This window comes from Geobacillus sp. 47C-IIb, from assembly GCF_014679705.1.
GTDB lineage: Bacteria > Bacillota > Bacilli > Bacillales > Anoxybacillaceae > Geobacillus > Geobacillus thermodenitrificans.
In genome coordinates, this window is record NZ_CP061473.1 from 3,186,098 (window position 1) to 3,207,743 (window position 21,646).

General features: G+C 51.3%; 19 protein-coding genes. 18 read left to right on the forward strand and 1 reads right to left on the reverse strand.

What is annotated here, in order from left to right; translation table 11 throughout:
- Positions 1-25: 25 nt before the first annotated feature.
- The 4 genes from rpsO (at position 26) to IC804_RS16170 (ending at position 4,906) form a co-directional block, all read left to right on the forward strand.
- Positions 26-295 (forward strand): 30S ribosomal protein S15, encoded by a 270-nt coding sequence (rpsO, locus tag IC804_RS16155; protein ID WP_008878539.1) that lies wholly within the window; start codon positions 26-28, stop codon positions 293-295.
- Between the two features lie 137 nt (positions 296-432).
- Positions 433-2,601: a polyribonucleotide nucleotidyltransferase gene (gene pnp, locus IC804_RS16160; RefSeq protein ID WP_008878538.1), complete on the forward strand. Its 2,169-nt coding sequence runs from the start codon at positions 433-435 to the stop codon at positions 2,599-2,601.
- A gap of 87 nt (positions 2,602-2,688) precedes the next feature.
- The gene (locus IC804_RS16165) at positions 2,689-3,672 is read left to right on the forward strand and encodes a polysaccharide deacetylase family protein (RefSeq protein WP_008878537.1); all 984 of its coding nucleotides are present in this window, start codon (positions 2,689-2,691) and stop codon (positions 3,670-3,672) included.
- Positions 3,659-4,906 (forward strand): M16 family metallopeptidase, encoded by a 1,248-nt coding sequence (locus IC804_RS16170; RefSeq protein WP_011887157.1) that lies wholly within the window; start codon positions 3,659-3,661, stop codon positions 4,904-4,906. The genes IC804_RS16165 and IC804_RS16170 overlap by 14 nt, the downstream gene beginning before the upstream one ends.
- Positions 4,907-4,986: 80 nt before the next feature.
- Here IC804_RS16170 and IC804_RS16175 read toward each other — a convergent pair whose 3' ends face one another.
- Positions 4,987-5,229 (reverse strand): YlmC/YmxH family sporulation protein, encoded by a 243-nt coding sequence (locus tag IC804_RS16175; protein ID WP_011887158.1) that lies wholly within the window; start codon positions 5,227-5,229, stop codon positions 4,987-4,989.
- A 193-nt stretch (positions 5,230-5,422) separates the two neighbouring features.
- Here IC804_RS16175 and dpaA point away from each other — a divergent pair, with 193 nt between their 5' ends.
- From dpaA to IC804_RS16245, 14 genes are all read left to right on the forward strand, one after another.
- On the forward strand, positions 5,423-6,325 hold the full coding sequence (dpaA, locus tag IC804_RS16180; protein ID WP_008878534.1) for a dipicolinic acid synthetase subunit A: 903 nt from the start codon (positions 5,423-5,425) through the stop codon (positions 6,323-6,325).
- Positions 6,325-6,933, forward strand: a complete 609-nt coding sequence (locus IC804_RS16185) for a dipicolinate synthase subunit B (RefSeq protein ID WP_008878533.1) — start codon at positions 6,325-6,327, stop codon at positions 6,931-6,933. Before dpaA ends, IC804_RS16185 begins: the two co-directional genes overlap by 1 nt.
- A gap of 120 nt (positions 6,934-7,053) precedes the next feature.
- Positions 7,054-8,097 (forward strand): aspartate-semialdehyde dehydrogenase, encoded by a 1,044-nt coding sequence (gene asd, locus IC804_RS16190; protein WP_011887159.1) that lies wholly within the window; start codon positions 7,054-7,056, stop codon positions 8,095-8,097.
- 20 nt (positions 8,098-8,117) lie between these two features.
- Positions 8,118-9,365, forward strand: coding sequence for an aspartate kinase (gene dapG, locus IC804_RS16195; protein ID WP_011887160.1), 1,248 nt, complete (start codon positions 8,118-8,120; stop codon positions 9,363-9,365).
- A gap of 5 nt (positions 9,366-9,370) precedes the next feature.
- Entirely contained in the window at positions 9,371-10,246 is an 876-nt protein-coding gene (dapA, locus tag IC804_RS16200; protein ID WP_008878529.1) for a 4-hydroxy-tetrahydrodipicolinate synthase, read from the forward strand.
- Positions 10,247-10,427: 181 nt separating this feature from the next.
- Positions 10,428-12,098, forward strand: coding sequence for a ribonuclease J (locus tag IC804_RS16205; protein ID WP_081157107.1), 1,671 nt, complete (start codon positions 10,428-10,430; stop codon positions 12,096-12,098).
- Between the two features lie 117 nt (positions 12,099-12,215).
- Positions 12,216-12,953, forward strand: a complete 738-nt coding sequence (locus tag IC804_RS16210; RefSeq protein WP_008878527.1) for a ClpP family protease — start codon at positions 12,216-12,218, stop codon at positions 12,951-12,953.
- On the forward strand, positions 12,950-13,174 hold the full coding sequence (locus IC804_RS16215; protein WP_008878526.1) for a YlzJ-like family protein: 225 nt from the start codon (positions 12,950-12,952) through the stop codon (positions 13,172-13,174). Before IC804_RS16210 ends, IC804_RS16215 begins: the two co-directional genes overlap by 4 nt.
- A 108-nt stretch (positions 13,175-13,282) precedes the next feature.
- Positions 13,283-15,619, forward strand: coding sequence for an FtsK/SpoIIIE family DNA translocase (locus IC804_RS16220; RefSeq protein WP_029760490.1), 2,337 nt, complete (start codon positions 13,283-13,285; stop codon positions 15,617-15,619).
- 209 nt (positions 15,620-15,828) lie between these two features.
- Positions 15,829-16,560 carry a GntR family transcriptional regulator gene (locus IC804_RS16225; RefSeq protein ID WP_029760491.1) on the forward strand — a complete coding sequence of 244 codons (732 nt, stop codon included), beginning with the start codon at positions 15,829-15,831 and terminating at the stop codon, positions 16,558-16,560.
- Between the two features lie 79 nt (positions 16,561-16,639).
- Complete coding sequence (locus IC804_RS16230; protein WP_008878522.1) at positions 16,640-17,734, forward strand: BMP family lipoprotein; 1,095 nt, start codon at positions 16,640-16,642, stop codon at positions 17,732-17,734.
- 309 nt (positions 17,735-18,043) lie between these two features.
- Complete coding sequence (locus IC804_RS16235; RefSeq protein WP_008878521.1) at positions 18,044-19,573, forward strand: ABC transporter ATP-binding protein; 1,530 nt, start codon at positions 18,044-18,046, stop codon at positions 19,571-19,573.
- Entirely contained in the window at positions 19,570-20,616 is a 1,047-nt protein-coding gene (locus IC804_RS16240) for an ABC transporter permease (RefSeq protein ID WP_081157108.1), read from the forward strand. The genes IC804_RS16235 and IC804_RS16240 overlap by 4 nt, the downstream gene beginning before the upstream one ends.
- Positions 20,617-21,576, forward strand: coding sequence for an ABC transporter permease (locus IC804_RS16245; RefSeq protein WP_008878519.1), 960 nt, complete (start codon positions 20,617-20,619; stop codon positions 21,574-21,576). It begins immediately after the preceding gene.
- Positions 21,577-21,646: the final 70 nt, after the last annotated feature.

Consider the following 21,646-nt stretch of genomic DNA (forward strand, 5'->3'; position numbering starts at 1 on the left):
TTTCGAATTAGGGAGGTGAACAAGGATGGCATTAACGCAAGAGCGCAAACGTGAAATTATCGAGCAATTTAAAGTCCATGAGAACGACACTGGTTCTCCGGAAGTGCAAATTGCTATCCTGACGGAGCAAATCAACAACTTGAACGAGCATTTGCGCGTTCATAAAAAAGATCATCATTCACGGCGCGGCCTGCTGAAAATGGTCGGGAAACGCCGCAACTTATTGGCCTACTTGCGCAATAAAGACGTGGCGCGCTACCGTGAATTGATTGAGAAACTTGGATTACGTCGATAAAAAAGCGGGAGCATTCCCGCTTTTTTGCTAGTTTATAGGCGCAGTTTGCGCGGCAAATGATACAATGGCGCCAATTCGTCTATACTAATCATCAGCGATACCCATATTTTTATACATAGAGAGGAGTACTCGTTTGTATGGAACAAGAGAAACGCGTGTTTTCCATCGATGTGGCCGGGCGTCCACTCGTCATTGAAACCGGCGAGTTGGCGAAGCAGGCGAACGGCGCGGCGCTCGTCCGCTACGGTGATACCGTTGTGCTTAGCACGGCCACCGCATCGCGGGAAGCGAAAGACGTTGACTTTTTCCCGCTGACCGTCAACTACGAGGAGCGGTTGTACGCCGTCGGGAAAATTCCAGGTGGATTTATTAAGCGCGAGGGCCGTCCAAGCGAGAAAGCGATTTTGGCGAGCCGGCTCATCGACCGCCCGATTCGTCCGCTGTTTGCTGAAGGGTTCCGCAATGAAGTGCAAGTCGTGTCCATGGTCATGAGCGTCGATCAAGACTGTTCCCCGGAAGTGGCAGCGTTAATCGGCTCGTCGGTAGCGTTGACCATTTCTGACATTCCGTTTGAAGGGCCGATCGCTGGTGTCATTGTCGGTCGTATCGATGGCCAGTTTGTCATCAACCCGACGGTTGAACAAATGGAAAAAAGCGATATGCATCTCATTGTGGCAGGTACGAAAGATGCCATCAACATGGTCGAGGCCGGCGCGGACGAAGTGCCGGAAGAAGTGATGCTTGAAGCCATTATGTTCGGCCATGAAGAAGTGAAACGGCTTATCGCTTTCCAAGAGGAAATCGCTGCTCAAGTTGGCAAAGAAAAGATGGAAGTGGTTCTATACGAGCCAGACCCGGAACTAGAAGCGGAAATTCGCCAGCTTGCGGAAGCTGATATTAAGAAGGCCGTGCAAGTGCCGGAGAAACTGGCGCGCGATGCCGCCATTGAAGACGTAAAAGCTGGCGTTATTGCGAAATATGAAGCGGAAGAAGCTGATGAAGAGAAACTGAAGCAAGTGCAAGAAATTTTGCATAAGCTTGTGAAAGAGGAAGTGCGCCGCTTAATTACGGTCGAGAAAATTCGTCCCGATGGGCGCAAAGTTGATGAAATCCGCCCGCTGTCGTCAGCAGTTGGTATCTTGCCGCGCACGCATGGTTCCGGTCTGTTTACACGTGGGCAAACACAAGTATTAAGCGTCTGCACGCTCGGAGCACTCGGTGATGTGCAAATTTTGGACGGGCTTGATCTTGAAGAATCGAAACGGTTTATGCACCATTACAATTTCCCGCCGTTTTCCGTTGGCGAAACGGGGCCGATGCGTGGGCCGGGGCGGCGTGAAATTGGGCACGGGGCGCTAGGCGAGCGGGCGTTAGAGCCGGTCGTGCCGTCAGAGCGCGAGTTTCCGTACACGATCCGCCTCGTTTCCGAAGTGCTGGAGTCGAACGGCTCGACGTCGCAAGCCAGCATTTGTGCGAGTACGCTGGCGATGATGGACGCCGGGGTGCCAATTAAAGCGCCGGTTGCCGGCATTGCCATGGGGCTTGTGAAAAACGAGGACCATTATACGATTTTGACCGATATTCAAGGCATTGAAGACCATCTTGGCGATATGGACTTTAAAGTCGCCGGCACGAGAAAAGGCGTCACGGCGCTGCAAATGGACATTAAAATTAAAGGGCTGACGCGCGACATTTTGGAGGAGGCGCTACAGCAGGCACGCAAAGGTCGGCTCGAAATTTTAGACCATATGATGCAGACGCTCAGCGAGCCGCGTAAAGAGTTGTCTAAATATGCGCCGAAAATTTTGATCATGCACATCAATCCGGATAAAATTCGCGAAGTCATCGGACCGAGCGGCAAACAAATCAACAAAATCATCGATGAAACCGGCGTGAAAATCGACATCGAACAAGATGGCACGATTTTCATCTCGTCTGTCGATGAAGAAGCCAACCAAAAAGCGAAGCAAATTATCGAAGATATCGTCCGTGAAGTCGAAGTTGGACAAGTGTATTTAGGCAAAGTGAAACGGATCGAAAAATTCGGCGCGTTCGTCGAACTATTTAACGGCAAAGACGGGCTTGTCCACATTTCCGAACTTGCTGAAGAACGGATCGGCAAAGTGGAAGACATCGTCTCGATCGGTGATGAAATTTTAGTGAAAGTGACGGAAATCGATAAGCAAGGACGTGTCAACTTGTCGCGCAAAGCGGTGTTGCGCGAGCAGCGCGGTGCCGGAGAGTTGCCGAAAGAGACGCGGGAAAAACGAGGAAGACGGCCGGAGCGCCACCGCATGAAGCCTTAGGAATTTGTTTCTTAAGGCTCTTTTGTTATGTTCTAACCTGTCCCTCTGCTACATAATTTGTAGTAGTAAAAAAGAGGGGGGACAAGGGTGAACAACGGTTATGCTCGTTATATGGCGTTAGCAGTCATGTTCCTCACCGTCTGGATGGTCGTCCATTGGTCGCCGGTCGGCGACTATATTGAGAGTTGGCGCCCCGCAGAAACAGCGGCTGTGAAGGAACGTGATAAGTTATACGAAACGATTGCCAAACAAGCAAAGCAATACGAAATTCCCGCCCAAGATGCGGTTATCGATAAAGTATGGAAGGCGACGCCCGGTTACAATGGTCTTGCCGTCGATATTGACGCTTCTTATAAAAACATGAAAAAAACAGGGACGTTCGATGAGCGAAAACTCGTGTTCCGCCAAGTGTCTCCGCGCATCCATTTGGACGATTTGCCGCCGGCGCCGATTTACCGCGGTCATCCCGACAAGCCGATGGTCTCGTTTTTGATCAATGTAGCCTGGGGAGAAGAGTATATTCCTGACATGCTTGAGACGTTGAAAAAGCACGATGTCAAGGCGACGTTCTTTTTGGAAGGACGATGGGTAAAAAATCATCCGGAGATGGCAAAAATGATAGCAGACGCCGGCCATGAAATCGGCAACCATTCTTACAGCCATAAAGATTTAAAAACGCTTAGCAATGCCGACATCCGCCGCGAACTCGAGAAAACGAATGAAGTGATCGAAGCAGTGACCGCGGTCAAATGCAAGTGGTTCGCCCCGCCAGGCGGCAGCTATCGTGATGAGGTTGTCGAAATTGCTGCCAAGCTTCGCATGAAGACGATTATGTGGAGTGTCGATACAATAGATTGGCAAAAACCATCGCCATCTGTTATAGTGAAACGGGTAACATCCAAAGTCCATCCCGGTGCCATGATTTTGATGCATCCAACGATGCCGACGGCGGCCGCGCTTGATGAGCTGATCGTTTCGATTCAGCGCCAAGGGTACGCCATCGGCAGCTTGACGGCCTTATTCGACGAGAAAAGACTGGCAAAAAAACAGGAGGAACATGGAGTTGATTAACAAATATACGTGCAAAAACGGTGTACGAATCGTGCTGGAGCAAATTCCGACCGTGCGCTCGGTGGCCATTGGCGTATGGATCGGTACAGGCTCGCGCAACGAGACGGAACAAAACAACGGCATTTCCCATTTTTTGGAACACATGTTTTTTAAAGGGACAACTACACGCACGGCTCGGGATATTGCGGAAGCGTTCGACAGCATCGGCGGACAAGTGAACGCCTTTACATCTAAGGAGTATACGTGCTATTACGCGAAAGTGTTGGATGAACACGCACCGCTGGCGCTAGAAATGCTCGCCGATATGTTTTTCCATTCAACGTTTGTTGAGGATGAGCTACAAAAAGAGCGCAACGTCGTGCTTGAAGAAATCAAAATGTATGAAGATACGCCAGATGACATCGTCCATGACTTGCTCGGCAAGGCATGCTATGCGAACCATCCGCTCGGCTACCCGATTTTAGGCACGGAAGAGACGTTGCGCACGTTTACTGGCGACACGCTGCGTCAATATATGGCTGACTATTATACGCCGGACCGCGTCGTTGTTTCGGTTGCTGGCAATGTCGATGAGCGGTTTATTGGGGAGATTGAACGCTATTTCGGTTCGTTTACGGCCGCCAATAAGCCGGCCTCCCCCGGAAAGCCGTCGTTCGTACCGCAAAAACTTGCGCGCAAAAAAGACACCGAGCAAGCGCACGTATGCATCGGATTTAACGGGTTGCCAATCGGTCACCCGGACGCGTACCCGCTCCTTATTTTAAACAATATTTTAGGCGGCAGCATGAGCAGCCGGCTGTTCCAGGAGGTGCGCGAACAGCGCGGATTGGCCTATTCGGTCTTCTCGTACCATTCCGCCTACCAAGACAGCGGTTTGCTCGCTATTTATGCCGGTACGGGAAGCGGTCAGCTCGACATTTTGTTTGAAACGATCCAACGGACGCTTTGCCATTTGAAAGAAGACGGCATTACGGAAAAAGAGCTGCATAACAGCAAAGAGCAAATGAAAGGAAGTTTAATGCTCGGACTTGAAAGCACAAATAGCCGCATGAGCCGCAATGGCAAAAACGAGCTTCTTCTCGGCCGCCATCGGTCGCTTGATGAAATTATCGAAGAGATCGAAAGTGTCACCGTCGAAAAAGTGAACGAGTTGGCGCGCACAGTTTTCGCGGAAGATTATGCCCTTGCTCTCATCAGTCCCGACGGCGTTTTGCCGCAGCCGCTTCGTTCCTAGCGAACATCGGCGCATAAAAAAAAGCTAACGACCTTCGTGAGGTTGTTAGCTTTTTCACTTTGTACGGCCGAGCCCCCCTATCATCCCTCTTCAGGTACGTCGATCATCACCATATCGGCGCCGATTTTGCGGATATATTTCCACGGCACGCGAATTTCTTGCCCCTCTTTACGAAACCCGAACCATTTTCCGGTCGGAATGAGCAGCGCCTCGACTTGGCCGGTTTGCTCGTTGATTTCCAAATCGGTCTGCCCGAGCACCCCGAGCCGCTCTGCCCGCCTCACATCGACGATTTCTTTGCCGCTTAACTCACTCAGCCTCACGCCTGGCTTCCCCCTCTTCGTGTCTTTATTTCTATTGTAAGGAACAAAACAGAAAAAAATGACTGTCGCCCGTCCGGGAACGGAATATATTGCCCATTTTTCCCGCCAAGGATATTCACCTATATTTTCTCCCCGACATAAGATGGGAAAAGAAACGGAGCAGTTTGCTAATAAAAGAAGGTGAGCGTACAACATGATGCTGACAGGAATGCATGTCGCCATTATCGGTGGTGATGCGCGGCAGCTTGAAGTTATCCGCAAACTTGTCGAACTCGATGCAAAGTTATCACTCGTCGGCTTTGACCAGCTCGCCCACCATTTTACTGGGGCAGTGAAGCTGCCGATCGATGAAGTCGATTTTGCCGACTTGGATGCGATCATTTTGCCGGTCCACGGTACGACGTTGGACGGAAACGTAAACAGTGTCTTTTCCCAAGAACCGATTCCGTTTACGGAAGAGATGGTGCAAAAGACCATGAAACGGTGCACGATCTACTCCGGCATTAGCAACTCGTATTTAGATGACTTGGTGAGAAAGACAGGGCGCAAGCATGTGCAACTGTTTGAGCGCGATGATGTCGCCATTTATAACTCCATTCCGACCGCTGAAGGAACGATCATGATGGTCATTCAGCATACTGATTTTACCATTCACGGTTCACACGTCGCCGTCTTAGGATTGGGGCGCGTCGGCATGACGGTTGCTCGGACATTTGCTGCCCTTGGGGCGAAAGTAAAAGTCGGGGCGCGCCGGTCAGAGCATCTCGCACGCATTACAGAAATGGGGCTTGTGCCGTTTCACTTGAACGATTTGGAAAAAGAAGTGCGCGATATTGACATCTGCATTAACACCATCCCCCATTTGATCGTGACAGCGAGTGTTATCGCCAAAATGCCGGCCCATACGCTGATCATCGATTTGGCGTCAAAGCCGGGCGGTACCGACTTCCGCTACGCGGAAAAACGCGGAGTCAAAGCCATCTTGGCGCCAGGGCTTCCAGGAGTGGTAGCGCCGAAAACGGCCGGGCAAATTATCGCCAACGTTCTCGCGCAGCTGTTATATCAAGATTTACAAAAACGGGAGGAGAATAAGTAATGAGCGGAAATAGCTTAAAAGGGAAGCGAATCGGTTTTGGCCTCACCGGGTCGCATTGTACGTATGATGCTGTGTTTCCGGAAATTGAAAAACTCGTCAAAGAAGGGGCGGAGGTTCTTCCAATTGTTACCTATACGGTAAAGACGACAAACACTCGTTTTGGCGAAGGGGAAGAATGGGTGAAAAAACTCGAGCAATTGACCGGGAACGAGGTGATTGACACGATTGTCAAAGCTGAACCGCTCGGGCCGAAACTTCCACTTGATTGCATGGTCATCGCCCCACTGACTGGCAATTCGATGAGCAAACTGGCGAACGCCATGACCGATTCCCCAGTGCTGATGGCCGCCAAGGCGACAATGCGCAACCACCGCCCGGTTGTGCTCGGCATTTCGACAAACGATGCGCTCGGTTTAAATGGTGTCAACTTGATGCGGCTGATGGCGGCGAAAAATATTTATTTCATTCCGTTCGGTCAAGACGCTCCGCACGCGAAGCCGAACTCGATGGTGGCGCACATGCCGCTCCTTCGTGATACGGTGCTCGCCGCCCTCGAAGGGAAACAGCTGCAGCCGGTCGTGATCGAGCGGTTTCGTTACAACGATTAAAGGACATTCGCGGAAAATCGGCACCGCACTCAAAAATTTTCTCTCGTCCGCAGTGGAATGTGATAAAATAAAAATTATGAATTCACTTTTAACAGTGACGATGTGGAAGGAGAATGGCTGATGACTCAAAAACAATATCATGTTGCTGTTGTCGGAGCAACGGGGGCAGTTGGGCAACAAATGGTGCGGACGCTTGAAGACCGGAACTTTCCGGTCGGAAAATTAACGCTGTTATCATCGGAACGTTCGGCAGGCAAAAAAATGCGCTTCCGCGGCGAGGAAATTGAGGTGCAAGTGGCAACACCGGAGCGTTTCGACGGGGTGGATATCGCCTTATTCAGCGCCGGCGGGTCAGTATCGAAAGCATTGGCGCCGGAAGCGGTTCGGCGTGGGGCGATCGTTATCGACAATACGAGCGCATTTCGGATGGACGAAAAGGTGCCGCTTGTCGTCCCAGAAGTAAATGAAAGCGACTTGACATGGCATAACGGCATCATTGCCAATCCGAACTGCTCGACGATTCAAATGGTCGTGGCGCTAGAGCCGATCCGGAAAGCGTTCGGCTTAGAGCGCGTCATTGTCTCGACGTACCAAGCTGTTTCTGGGGCTGGAGCGCAGGCTATCGAGGAGTTGCATGCACAGACGAAAGCCGTGCTCGAAAATAAGCCGGTTGAAGCTAATATTTTGCCAGTGAAATCGGATCGGAAACATTACCAAATTGCATTCAACGCCATTCCGCAAATCGATAAATTTCAAGACAATGGCTTTACATTTGAAGAGATGAAAATGATTAATGAAACGAAAAAAATTATGCATATGCCTGAGCTAAAAGTCGCAGCAACGTGCGTACGCATCCCGGTGGCGAGCGGCCACTCGGAATCGGTGTACGTCGAAATCGAACAAGACGGCGTCACCGCTGCCGATCTGCAGTCGGTACTGAGCGAGGCACCGGGCGTCGTGTTGCAAGATGACCCGAACGAGCAGTTGTATCCGATGCCGGCGGATTGCGTCGGAAAGTATGACGTCTTTGTCGGCCGCATCCGCCGCGACTTGGACAATAGCCGTGCTTTCCATCTATGGATCGTTGCTGACAATCTATTAAAAGGAGCAGCCTCAAACTCCGTACAAATTGCAGAAAGCTTATTGAAGCTTGGGCTGATTTGAATAAGCATCGGGGTGTTAGCATGAAAATCATTGTCCAAAAGTTTGGCGGCACGTCCGTCCGCGATGAGCGCGGACGGAACTTGGCACGCCGCCATATTGAAAAGGCGCTTGAAGACGGCTACAAAGTCGTCGTTGTCGTCTCGGCCATGGGCCGTAATGGCGATCCGTACGCGACCGATACGCTTCTTCACTTGATCGGCGGCACCGGCCATCATGTGACCAAGCGCGAACAAGATATGTTAATGGCGTGCGGGGAAATCATTTCGAGCGTCGTATTTAGCAATTTGCTGAATGAACACGGCATTAAGGCGACGGCGTTTACCGGCGCGCAAGCCGGATTCCGCACGAACGGCGATCATACGAATGCGAAGATTCTCGAAATGCGCTGCGATCGCCTTCTTGAGGCGCTCGAACAATACGATGTCATCGTCGTCGCCGGTTTTCAAGGGGTGGCAGAAAACGGCGATATCACAACGCTTGGCCGCGGTGGAAGCGATACATCCGCTGCAGCGCTCGGCGCTGCCTTAAATGCCGAGTGGGTCGACATTTTTACCGATGTCGACGGCGTTATGACCGCCGACCCGCGAATTGTCGAAAGTGCCCGGCCACTGGAAGTCGTCACATACACGGAAATTTGCAATATGGCGTACCAAGGAGCGAAAGTCATTCATCCGCGCGCAGTGGAAATCGCTATGCAAGCGAAAGTGCCGTTGCGCGTTCGTTCGACGTATTCCGATGCGCCTGGAACGCTTGTCACTTCATCGGTTCGTGGTCAAAAAGGAAGTGATGTGAAGGAGCGGCTTGTCACGGGCATTGCATATGTCGCCAATGTCACGCAAATTAAAGTGCTGGCGAAAGAGGGACACTATGAACTGCAGTCTGATGTGTTCCAAGCGATGGCTCGCGAAGGGATCAGCGTCGACTTTATTAACATTTCGCCATACGGCGTCGTTTACACAGTGAGCGGCGACATGACAGAAAAAGCGATTGCTGCTTTGCGTCGTGTTGGTTATGAGCCGGCGGTGACGCCTCGCTGTGCCAAAGTGTCGGTTGTCGGTGCTGGCATTGCTGGCGTGCCGGGGGTGACGGCGAAAATCGTCACTGCTTTATCGGAACAAGGCATTCAAATTTTGCAGTCGGCTGACAGCCATACGACGATTTGGGTGCTTGTGAAACAGGATGATATGGAAAAAGCGGTTAACGCCTTGCATGACGCCTTTTGTCTGTCTGAGGAAGGCGGATATGAAGCGATTTGGAACGAGGAGTGAAAACAGTGGCTCAGTTCGGAAACATTGTAACGGCGATGGTGACACCATTTGACCGGAAAGGAAATCTCGATTTAGCGAAAACGACGGAGCTCGTCAACTATTTGCTCGATAACGGCACTGATGCGCTCGTTGTCGCCGGCACGACCGGCGAATCGCCGACCTTAACGGCAGAGGAAAAAGTCGCGTTGTTCCGTCACGTCGTTAATGTCGTCAACGGCCGTGTGCCGGTCATTGCCGGGACGGGAACGAACGATACGCGCGCGTCGATCGAACTGACGAAGCGGGCAGAAGAGACGGGGGTTGACGCCGTCATGCTCGTTGCGCCGTATTATAATAAGCCAAACCAAGAAGGGCTGTATCAGCATTTTAAAGCAATTGCCGAAAGTACGTCGCTGCCGGTCATGCTTTATAATGTGCCGGGACGTACGTCGGTCAATCTCGCTCCTGAGACCGTTATTCGGCTCGCTGCGATTCCAAACATTGTCGCTGTCAAAGAAGCGGGCGGCAACTTGGATGCGATGGCGGAAATCATTGAGCAAACTCCGGACGATTTCCTGCTGTATAGTGGAGATGACAGCTTGACGCTTCCGGTGTTGGCGATCGGCGGCGCCGGCGTCGTCTCGGTCGCTTCGCACATCATCGGAAATGAGATGCAGCAAATGATCCGCGCCTTCCAAGCGGGTGATCACCAAAAAGCGGCGGCGCTGCACCGGAAATGGGTGCCGCTTATGAAAGGGCTGTTTGCTGCACCAAGTCCGGTGCCGGTGAAAACTGCGCTTCAGTTGCGCGGATTGGATGTCGGTCCGGTGCGTCTTCCGCTCGTTCCGCTCACTGAGCAAGAACGGAGCGAGCTCAGCCGTCTGCTCAGTGCGTTGTCATAACATCGACACTGTAGGAACAGCTCACCCCCAACGCTGCTGTTTGCGCGTTGGGGCGTTTTTTTGCCTTCGTGGCAAAATCGTCTGCCCGATTATAACAATCTTGTGTTTTTCAGCGCCGATTCGTTATAATAAAGGCAAGTGACTTTGAGCGGGTTAGCATCATGATTGGGAGGACGCAGCCTTGAAATCAAAAATAAAGCCGGTAGAGAAAATACGTATTTTTGCCCTTGGGGGAGTCGGAGAAATCGGCAAAAACATGTATGTCGTTGAATTAGACGAGGACATTTTCGTCCTTGATGCCGGGGTCATGTATCCGGAAGATGAAATGCTTGGCATCGACAAGGTGATTCCGGACATTACGTATTTAATTGAACGGCAACATCGCATTCAGGCGATTTTTCTCACCCATGGGCATGAGGAACATATGGGAGCGATCGCCTATGTGCTCAAGCAGCTGTCTGCGCCAGTATACGGTACGAAGTTGACGCTCGGTTTGGCAGAAGCGATTTTAAAAGAACAAGGCATCACGAACGCCAATCTGAACGAAATTCACCCCGATGCCGAATTATCGTTTGACAAGGCGAAAGTGACGTTTTTCCGCACGATCCACAGCATCCCCGATTCCGTCGGCATAAGCCTGCATACATCGCAAGGGGCGATTGTGTACACGAGTGATTTTAAATTTGACCAAACACCGTACGGAAACAGCCGCGCTGACTTGGGGAAAATGGCACAGATCGGCGAACAAGGGGTGCTATGCTTGCTTTCGGACAGCACGAATGCTGAGCGCCCTGGATACAGTGGTTCTGACGCGGTGGTCGCCCATGAAATTGCCGATGTGATCGGCCATGCGAAGGGACGTGTGTTCGTCGCCTGCTACGCCTCGAACATTATGCGCATCCAGCAAGTGCTTTATGCCGCCCACCAATACGGGCGCAAAGTGGCGGTGATCGGCAAAACGCTGCATAAAGTGATGGATATCGCGGTGCGCCTTGGTTATTTGCACCTTCCGGACAAGGTGACGATCTCCGCTCATGACCTCGACCGTTATCGCGATCAAGAACTCATCATTTTAACGACCGGCGGGCATGGCGAGCCGATAAGTGCGCTTTGGCGCATGGCACGACAGACCAATAAACAGGTGAACATCAAGGAAGGAGACACCGTCATCGTTGCTGCTTCTGTCATGCCGGGCTATGAACTTGGGTTCGCCAAAACGATCGACGCTTTGTACCGCGCCGGGGCGAATGTGATTTACCGCGATCGGCAAGTGCACGTGTCCGGACACGGTTGCCAGGAAGAATTAAAGTTAATGCTCAATTTAATGAAGCCGAAATATTTCATTCCGGTGCACGGGGAGTATCGAATGCAAAAGGCGCACGCACGCTTGGCGAAAGCAGTCGGCATCTCGGAAGAGCGGACGTTTTTGCTCGATAAAGGCGAAGTGATCGAATTCCGAAGCGGAACTGCCCGCCCTGGCGGCAAAGTGCCGTACGGCAACATTTTAATTGACGGTCTTGGCATCGGCGATGTCGGCAACATCGTGTTGCGCGACCGGCGCCTATTGTCACAGGACGGCATTTTAATCGCGGTCGTCACGCTCAACAAAGAAGCGAAAACGATTGCGGCCGGTCCGCAGATCATTTCACGCGGCTTCGTTTACATGCGCGAGGCCGAAACGCTGCTTGAGGAAGCGGAACAAATGGTAGCGGCGATCATTGAACGTTGCCTTGAGTCGTACATGCTTGAATGGTCGTCATTAAAGGCGAACATTCGCGAGGCGTTAAGCCAGTTTTTATTTGAAAAAACGAAGCGAAAACCGATGATTTTACCTATTATTATGGAAGTATAATGCAATCATGCTCAAAGTCCACGGGGGAAATGCTGGAAACGGTTGGCCGTTGCCGGCATTTTTCTTTTCCTTTCGGCCATACTAAACGTATGACCAACAGAAAGGAGAAGAATAAGGATGGAGAAGGAGCGTTACTTCCAAGCAGAGACGGAAGAAAATGCAGAAACGAAAACGGACGAAGCTACCGCGGCCATTACCCAGCTTGGGCAAACGAATATCCCACAAATGGAGCCGGATACGAACATCCACTGTTTGACGATCGTCGGCCAAATAGAAGGCCATGTTCAGTTGCCCCCGCAAAATAAGACGACAAAATATGAACATGTCATTCCACAAATCGTCGCCATTGAGCAAAATCCGAAAATTGAGGGGCTGCTCGTCATTTTAAACACGGTCGGCGGCGATGTCGAGGCCGGGCTCGCCATCGCGGAAATGCTCGCTTCTCTCTCGAAACCGACCGTTTCCGTTGTGCTTGGCGGCGGCCATTCGATCGGCGTGCCGATCGCCGTGTCGTGCAATTACTCATTTATCACCGAGACAGCCACGATGACGATTCATCCGATTCGTCTAACCGGGCTTGTCATCGGTGTGCCGCAAACGTTCGAGTATTTGGATAAAATGCAAGAGCGTGTTGTCCGTTTCGTGACGAAACATTCCAATATTAGCGAAGAAAAATTTAAAGAGCTCATGTTTTCGAAAGGAAATTTAACGCGTGATATCGGAACGAACGTTATCGGGCCTGACGCCGTCCAGTATGGGCTGATCGATGAAGTCGGCGGCGTGTCGCAGGCAATGGCGAAGCTGCGGCAGTTGATCGAGATGAAAAAAGGGGGCGAAGGGAAGATGATCCAATGATTTTATATACGGTCATGCCCGAACATTTGTTGTTCCCAGTGGATGCGGCCGAATATGAAAAGAAAAAAATGGTCTATTATGACGGCATTCCGTTTCTTGTCCAAATCGTGGAAAATGGTGAATATGAAATCGTGCAAAATTTAAGCACAAACCCCTACCACTTTTTAAACGCCAAATATGCACCCGGAGCGCGGTTTCCGATTTCCGCGGCAACATCGTAATGAATTGTTCAGCGGTTCATGATATAATAATAGGGAAGCAGAAAAAAGCAGCCATTGTTGGCTGCTTTTTTCCAGCTTGCCAATTCATTCATGCTGGAGTGAGCGATGATGGCGAAACGAAAGCGAAAAAAAAGGGGAAAGCCGTCAAGGAAGCAGCCGTGGGCGGAGGCGATTCGCTTTGAACTGATCGGCCTTGGGCTATTGACCGTTGCTGTTGTTGCGATGGCTCGCCTCGGGCTCGTCGGCGAAACGCTTGTGTTGATCAGCCGCTTTTTTTTCGGCGAATGGTACATGCTATTAGTAGGCGGTTTATTCATTTTATCGTTCATCTTGATATGGAAACGGGAGTGGCCGTCATGGGCGAGCCGACCGTTTGTTGGTGCTTCGATTATTGCTGCGGCGTTTTTGTTATTAAGCCATGGCAAGTTGTTTGAACTCATGTCGCGGCGCGGTGAACTCGATCCAAGCGTTATTCGCACGACATGGGAACTGTTTTGGAACGAAGCAAACGGCAAGGAGACCGCTATCGATTTAGGGGGCGGGATGGTCGGCGCGTTGTTGTTTGCCGCCAGCTATCAGCTGTTTGATGCGCTCGGGACGAAATGGATTTGCTTCATTTTGTTCGTCGTCGGCTTCATCGTGCTGACCGGAAAATCGTTGCGTGAGACGGCTGGCAGACTGATCGTCTTAGTAGCAACGTTTCTGCGCCAAGAATGGTTAGCGTTTGTTGAGGATATGAAGCAATGGGTGACGGGACGAAAAAGGCGGGCTAATAACGGACGGAAACGACGCAAGCTGCAGGACAAGGCGGCTGCCCAGCAGGAAGATGAGCCTGCCGAAGCCGGCACCGCTGAACCGGAGGACGAGCTCCTTTCCCCACCGCCGATCATATCCGATTTTGCCGCTGTCCGGTCGGCAGTCGAGCTCGAAGAAGAAAAGCAGCCGCCAACTGAAGGCGATGACGGCGGAAACGGGGATGCATCGACGCCACCGTTGGCGTTTTCCGAGCATGAAAACACCAACTATGATTTGCCGCCGCTTGAACTTCTTCGCCTGCCGAAACCGGCCGGGCAATCGGCCGATCATGCCAACATTTACGCCAATGCGCGCAAATTAGAGAAAACGTTCCAAAGCTTCGGTGTTAAGGCGAAAGTGACGCAAGTGCATCTTGGCCCGGCCGTGACGAAATACGAAGTATACCCAGATGTCGGGGTGAAAGTGAGTAAAATCGTCAACTTAAGCGATGATCTGGCGCTCGCTCTAGCGGCGAAAGATATTCGCATTGAAGCACCGATTCCCGGCAAATCTGCGATCGGTATTGAGGTGCCGAACGAAGAAATCGCCACCGTGTCGCTGCGCGAAGTGTTGGAAGCCGTCGAACATACGCGGCCTGAGGCCAAGCTCTTAATCCCGCTTGGACGCGACATTTCCGGAGAAGTCGTCGCCGCCGAATTGAACAAAATGCCGCATTTATTGATCGCTGGCGCCACTGGCAGCGGCAAAAGCGTCTGCATTAACGGCATTATCGTTAGCCTGCTTATGCGCACGAAGCCACATGAGGTCAAGTTGATGATGATTGACCCGAAAATGGTCGAGTTAAGCGTGTATAATGGCATCCCCCATTTGTTGACGCCGGTTGTCACCGATGCGAAAAAAGCGGCCCAGGCGCTGAAAAAAGTTGTCCAAGAAATGGAGCGGCGCTATGAGCTGTTTTCCCATACCGGCACACGCAACATTGAAGGGTATAACGAACATATTCGCCAACAGAACGAAACGGTACCAGAACAGCAGCCGCTCTTACCGTATATCGTCGTCATCATTGACGAGCTGGCTGATTTGATGATGGTGGCGTCTTCGGATGTCGAAGAAGCGATCACCCGCTTAGCGCAAATGGCGCGCGCTGCCGGCATCCATTTAATCATTGCCACTCAACGCCCATCGGTCGATGTCATTACCGGCGTCATCAAAGCGAACATCCCATCTCGTATCGCTTTTAGCGTCTCGTCGCAAATCGATTCACGCACCATTTTGGATATGGGCGGAGCGGAAAAATTGCTTGGCCGTGGCGACATGCTATTTTTACCAATGGGAGCGTCAAAACCAGTGCGTGTCCAAGGAGCGTTTGTATCCGATCAGGAAGTGGAAGAGGTTGTTCAGTTTGTCATCGGCCAGCAGCAGGCGCAATACTATGAGGAAATGATCGTCCAAGATGGAGAAGCGAACTCCTCAGCAGTCGAAGATGATCTGTACGAAGAAGCTGTCCGTCTTGTCGTGGAAATGCAAAGCGCCTCTGTTTCAATGTTGCAGCGCCGCTTCCGCATCGGTTATAATCGCGCCGCCCGGCTCATCGATGCCATGGAGGAGCGCGGCGTTGTCGGTCCGTATGAAGGCAGCAAGCCGCGCGCTGTTCTTTGGTCAAAAGAAGATTTAAAAAAGACGTCATAAACAGGGAAGCAGGCAGGTTCATTTCACCTGCCTGCTCAAAGGTGTATCATATTGGAAGCGCTACCAACCATATTTCTTTTTTTTCGACAAAATTTGATTACACCTATTTATTTGGTCTGTAAAAAATGTTATAGTAATGTCAAAAAGGTTATATGTCTAATGTCAGAGGTCTGATCTTAAAGGAAATGCGTAACGTGGAGGACGTTGTCATGTCAATCAAATCAGACAACCGCCATCTTTACTTGCAAGTCATTGATCGTATTAAACACGATATTGAAACTGGGGTATACAAAGAGCGGCAAAAATTGCCATCTGAGTTTGAGCTCGCCAAACAGCTCGGCGTCAGCCGGGCGACGTTGCGGGAGGCGCTTCGGGTGCTTGAGGAAGAAAACATCATCATCCGCCGTCATGGCGTCGGAACGTTTGTCAATGCCCGCCCGCTGTTTACATCCGGCATTGAGCAGCTCTCAAGCGTGACCGACATGATCCGTCAAGCTGGGCGCAAACCGGGGACGATTTTTTTGTCTTCCTCCATCCAACAGCCGACGGAAGATGATATGCGCCGCTTTCAATGCCAGCCGGATGACGAGATTTTGCTCATCGAGCGAGTGCGTACGGCCAATGGGGAGCCAGTCGTCTATTGCCTTGATAAAATTTTGTGCAAATATTTGCCAAAAGGCATTTCGTATGAGCATGAGTCGCTGTTTGAAAACTTGCACAATCAAGCGCACCGTGATATTGCTTATGCAGTCGCGCGCATTGAGCCGCTCGGCTATCATGAGAAAGTGTCGCCGATTTTGCAATGTGATCCAGAAACAGCCTTGCTCGTGCTCAAACAAATGCATTTTGACAAAAATGATGAACCGATTTTTTATTCAACGAACTACTTCCGCTCCGACAAGTTCAGCTTTCACGTAATGAGGAAGCGATTCGGGTTTTAAAGGGGGTGAAATCGGTACATAGAAAGAGAGCGGAAGTTTCATACTAATTTAGGAACAAATTTTTAATAGGGGGTAATGGATGGTGAAAAAGCGATTCGGATGGGCGCTCTCCGTTCTGTTCGCTGCCGGTACGCTGCTTTCTGCCTGTGGCGGCCAAGGAGGAGACAATGCGGGAGGCAAGAAAGAAGATACGTTCAGCGTTGCCATGGTCACGGACGTAGGTGGCGTTGACGACAGATCGTTCAACCAGTCGGCTTGGGAAGGATTGCAAAAGTTCGGTAAAGATAACGGCCTTGAGAAAGGGCGCGGCGGTTATGACTATTTGCAATCCACGAGCGATGCCGATTATCCGACAAACTTAAACAAGCTCGTGCGCAACGACTTTGACTTGATTTACGGTATCGGTTATTTGATGGGCGATGCGATGAAAGAAGTGGCCGAGCAAAATCCGAAAAAGCATTTTGCCATTGTTGATACGGTCGTTGATGCACCGAATGTCGCAAGCATTACGTTTAAAGAGCACGAAGGCTCGTTCCTTGTCGGTGTTGTCGCCGGATTGATGACGAAAACAAATAAAGTCGGCTTTGTCGGCGGGATGGAAATTCCGTTGATTGAGAAATTCGAAAGCGGATTCCGGGCCGGCGTCAAAGCGGTCAATCCGAAAGCGACTGTCGAAGTGCAATATGCTGGAGCGTTTGACCAAGCGGATAAAGGGAAGGCGATCGCCTCAAGCATGTACGCTTCCGGTATTGATATTATTTACCATGCAGCCGGAGGAACTGGAAACGGCGTTTTCTCGGAAGCAAAAGACTTAAAGAAAAAAGATCCGAACCGTGAAATTTGGGTCATCGGCGTCGATAAAGACCAAGCTCCGGAAGGCGAGGTTAAGATCGGCGACAAAACATACAATGTGACGCTCACGTCGATGGTTAAACGGGTCGATGTAGCTGTTTATGACGTTGCCAAACGGGCGCAAGCCGGCGACTTCCCAGGCGGTCAAGCGATTGAGTACGGCTTGCCGGAAAACGGAGTCGGTATTGCCCCGACGCAAGACAACATTCCGGATGATGTGCTAAAAGCGGTTGATGAATGGAAAGAAAAAATCGCTAACGGTGAAGTGAAAGTGCCGACGAACCGAAAAGAGTACGAACAATTTGCTGCAACGTTGAAATAATGAAATGAAAAAGGCTAGTGCGCGCCGCTAGCCTTTTTCAAAATCATGAAATGAAGGGCGGTCTATATAGATGCCATTTGGTGCTTTACCATTCGCCGTTTTTACGGAATGATTGGACCAACTGTTGGGAGACCGAACAGCGCCGTTTGAGACCAATGGATAAGTCTATGAGATGGGCTGTTCGCTCTTCCGTCATGCCGCGACGCAGCGTAGACAAGCCTTTAGCTTGCGTCGGGCAGCCGCTGCATCTATAGTGTTGCCGCCTCTCATTTTGTGATTTTGACCTTGCCAAAGTGGGGAGTGAATTGCTTGGAATACGTAATTGAAATGCTTAACATTCGCAAAGTGTTCGGCACCTTCGTCGCCAACGACAACATTACGCTGCAGGTGAAAAAAGGGGAAATTCACGCCCTCCTTGGTGAAAACGGTGCCGGCAAGTCGACGCTGATGAACGTGCTGTTTGGCCTCTATCAGCCAGATGGCGGCGAAATCCGCGTCAAAGGGAAGCCAGTGCGCATCACCGACCCGAATGTCGCCAACGACCTCGGCATCGGAATGGTGCATCAGCACTTTATGCTCGTCGATACGTTTACAGTGACGGAAAACATCATTTTAGGCAGCGAACCGGCACGGGCGGGAACGATCGACATGAAGCGGGCTGAACAGGAAGTGCGCGAACTGTCCGAGCGGTATGGACTAGCAGTTGACCCGACAGCGAAAATCGCCGATATTTCCGTCGGCATGCAGCAGCGCGTCGAAATTTTAAAGACGCTTTATCGCGGTGCGGACATTTTAATTTTTGACGAGCCGACCGCCGTCTTGACGCCGCAGGAAATCCGCGAGCTCATCGAAATTATGCGTACGCTCGTCCGCGAAGGAAAATCGATCATTTTAATTACGCACAAGCTCAAAGAAATTATGGAAGTGTGCGACCGTGTTACCGTTATCCGCCGCGGCAAAGGAATCGCAACGCTTAACGTCGCTGAAACGAATCCGAACGAGCTGGCGGCGCTCATGGTCGGCCGCGAGGTGCAGTTTACGACTGAAAAACGGCCAGCTGAACCGGGGAAACCAGTGCTCGAAATTGAAAACTTAGTCGTCAAAGACGCCCGCGGTGTCACGGCTGTCAACGGCCTGAACTTGACGGTGCGCGCCGGTGAGGTTGTGGGCATCGCCGGGGTTGACGGCAACGGGCAAACCGAGCTGATTGAAGCGTTAACCGGCTTGGTTAAGGCGGAATCAGGGACGATTAAGCTGAACGGCCAGGAGATAACGAACTTGCCGCCGCGCAAAATCGTCGAAGCCGGCGTCGGCCATATTCCGCAGGACCGGCATAAGCACGGGCTTGTGCTTGATTTTCCGATCGGCGAAAACATGGTGCTGCAAACATACTATAAACCGCCTTACTCGAAACGGGGCATGTTGAACTTTAAAGCGATTTATGACAAAGCGCGCCAGCTCATCCGCGAGTTTGACGTGCGCACGCCAGACGAGTACACGAAAGCGCGGGCGCTATCCGGCGGGAACCAGCAAAAAGCGATCATCGGCCGCGAAGTCGACCGCAATCCAGACTTATTGATCGCCGCTCAGCCGACGAGGGGGCTGGATGTCGGGGCGATTGAGTTTATCCATAAGCGGCTCATCGAGCAGCGCGACCAAGGAAAAGCGGTGTTGCTCGTGTCGTTCGAACTCGATGAGGTGATGAACGTCAGCGACCGGATCGCCGTTATTTATGAAGGGAAAATTATCGCCATCGTTGATCCGAAAGAAACAACGGAACAAGAACTCGGGCTGCTGATGGCTGGAAGTAAACGGAAGGAAGCAGGTGTGTCGTCATGAGGTCGAATCGTCATCAGCAATTTTTGATTCCATTGTTGGCCGTTTTGCTCGGCATGATCGCCGGCTCGATCGTCATGCTCGTAAGCGGCTATAATCCGGTCGCGGGCTTCAGCTCTCTGATTTACGGAGCGTTCGGCGATGCGTATTACATCGGGGAAACGATCCGCCAGACGACTCCCTACATTTTAACAGGGCTAGCGGTAGCCTTCGCCTTTCGCACCGGTTTATTTAACATCGGGGTCGAAGGGCAACTCATCGTCGGCTGGCTTGCCGCCGTTTGGGTTGGGGTGTCTTTCGACTTGCCGAAGATCATCCACTTGCCGCTTGCCATTTTGGCCGCCGCTGCAGCCGGGGCACTGTGGGGATTGATCCCGGGGGTATTAAAGGCGTACGTAAAAGTGCATGAAGTCATTATTACGATTATGATGAACTATATCGCTTTACACGTGACGAATGCCTTCATCCGTTCTGTGCTGTCGGATGAGGGATTTAAATCGGAGCCGATCAAACAAAGCGCCTCTCTCCAATCGGAGTTTTTGGAGGCCATGACGTACCACTCGACGATGCACTATGGCATTTTGATCGCCATTGCTGCCGCATTTGTCATGTGGTTTTTGCTTGAGCGGACGACGAAAGGATTTGAGTTGCGGGCGGTTGGATTCAACCAACATGCCTCACAGTATGCCGGCATGAACGTGCGCGCCAATATTATTTTAGCCATGGTCATTTCCGGTGCCTTTGCCGGTGTGGCCGGGGCGATGGAAGGGCTCGGCACGTTCGGCAACATTTCGACGAAAGCCGGGTTTACCGGACTTGGATTTGACGGCATCGCTGTTGCCTTAATTGGCGGCAACAACGCGTTTGGCATTTTGCTTTCTGCGTTGCTATTTGGCGCCTTGAAAGTCGGGGCGCTTGAGATGCCATCGGGCGCCGGCGTACCAACGGAACTTGTCGATATTATTATCGCACTCATTATTTTCTTTGTCGCATCCAGCTATATGATTCGTTGGCTGTTATCTCGTGGGCAAAAGGGGGCGGAGTAAGTGAACGTATATGATGTATTGCAAACGATTATCCCAACAGCCATTTTCTTTGCTGCTCCCCTTATTTTCACCGCGCTTGGTGGCGTGTTTAGCGAACGATCCGGCGTTGTCAACATCGGTCTTGAAGGGTTAATGGTCATCGGTGCATTTACCGGTATTGTCTTTAATCTAACGTTTGCCGACCAGTTTGGTTCGCTGACGCCGTGGCTCGCCCTAGTGGCAGCCATCGTAGTTGGCGCGCTGTTTTCTTTGCTCCATGCAGTCGCCTCGGTAACGTTCCGCGCCGACCAAGTCGTCAGCGGGGTGGCAATCAACTTTTTAGCCCTCGGTTTGTCGTTGTTTTTAGTGAAGAAGATGTACGGCAAAGGGCAAACTGATCAAATTCAAGTCGGATTTGACAAAATTGATGTACCGGTATTAAGTGATATTCCGGTCATTGGCCCGCTGTTGTTTTCTAATGCGTATGTGACTTCGTATATAGCGATTATTTTGGCGTTTGTTTCTTGGTATATCATTTATAAAACCCCATTCGGCCTCCGGTTGCGCGCCGTTGGTGAGCATCCGATGGCAGCTGATACGATGGGGATTCACGTCGCTCAAATGCGTTATATCGCTGTCATGATCAGCGGGGCGCTCGGCGGCTTAGGCGGTGCAGTGTATGCGACAATCATTTCCCGCGACTTCAGCCATGCAACGATTTCCGGGCATGGATTTATGGCGCTCGCGGCAATGATTTTTGGCAAATGGCATCCGATCGGCGCGATGGGGGCGGCGCTGTTTTTCGGACTGGCGCAAAGTTTAAGCATCGTTGGACAAACCATTCCATTTTTGAAAAACGTACCGACTGTCTACTTGCTCATTGCCCCTTATGTGCTCACGATTTTAGCGCTTGCTGGCTTTATCGGCCGTGCGGAAGCGCCGAAAGCAGCCGGCACGCCATATGTGAAAGGAAAACGGTAAGAAAACGGGCTGTCCGAACAAAAACGGGCAGCCGTTTTTTATTGTTTCATCAGATAGGGAAGGTGGATTT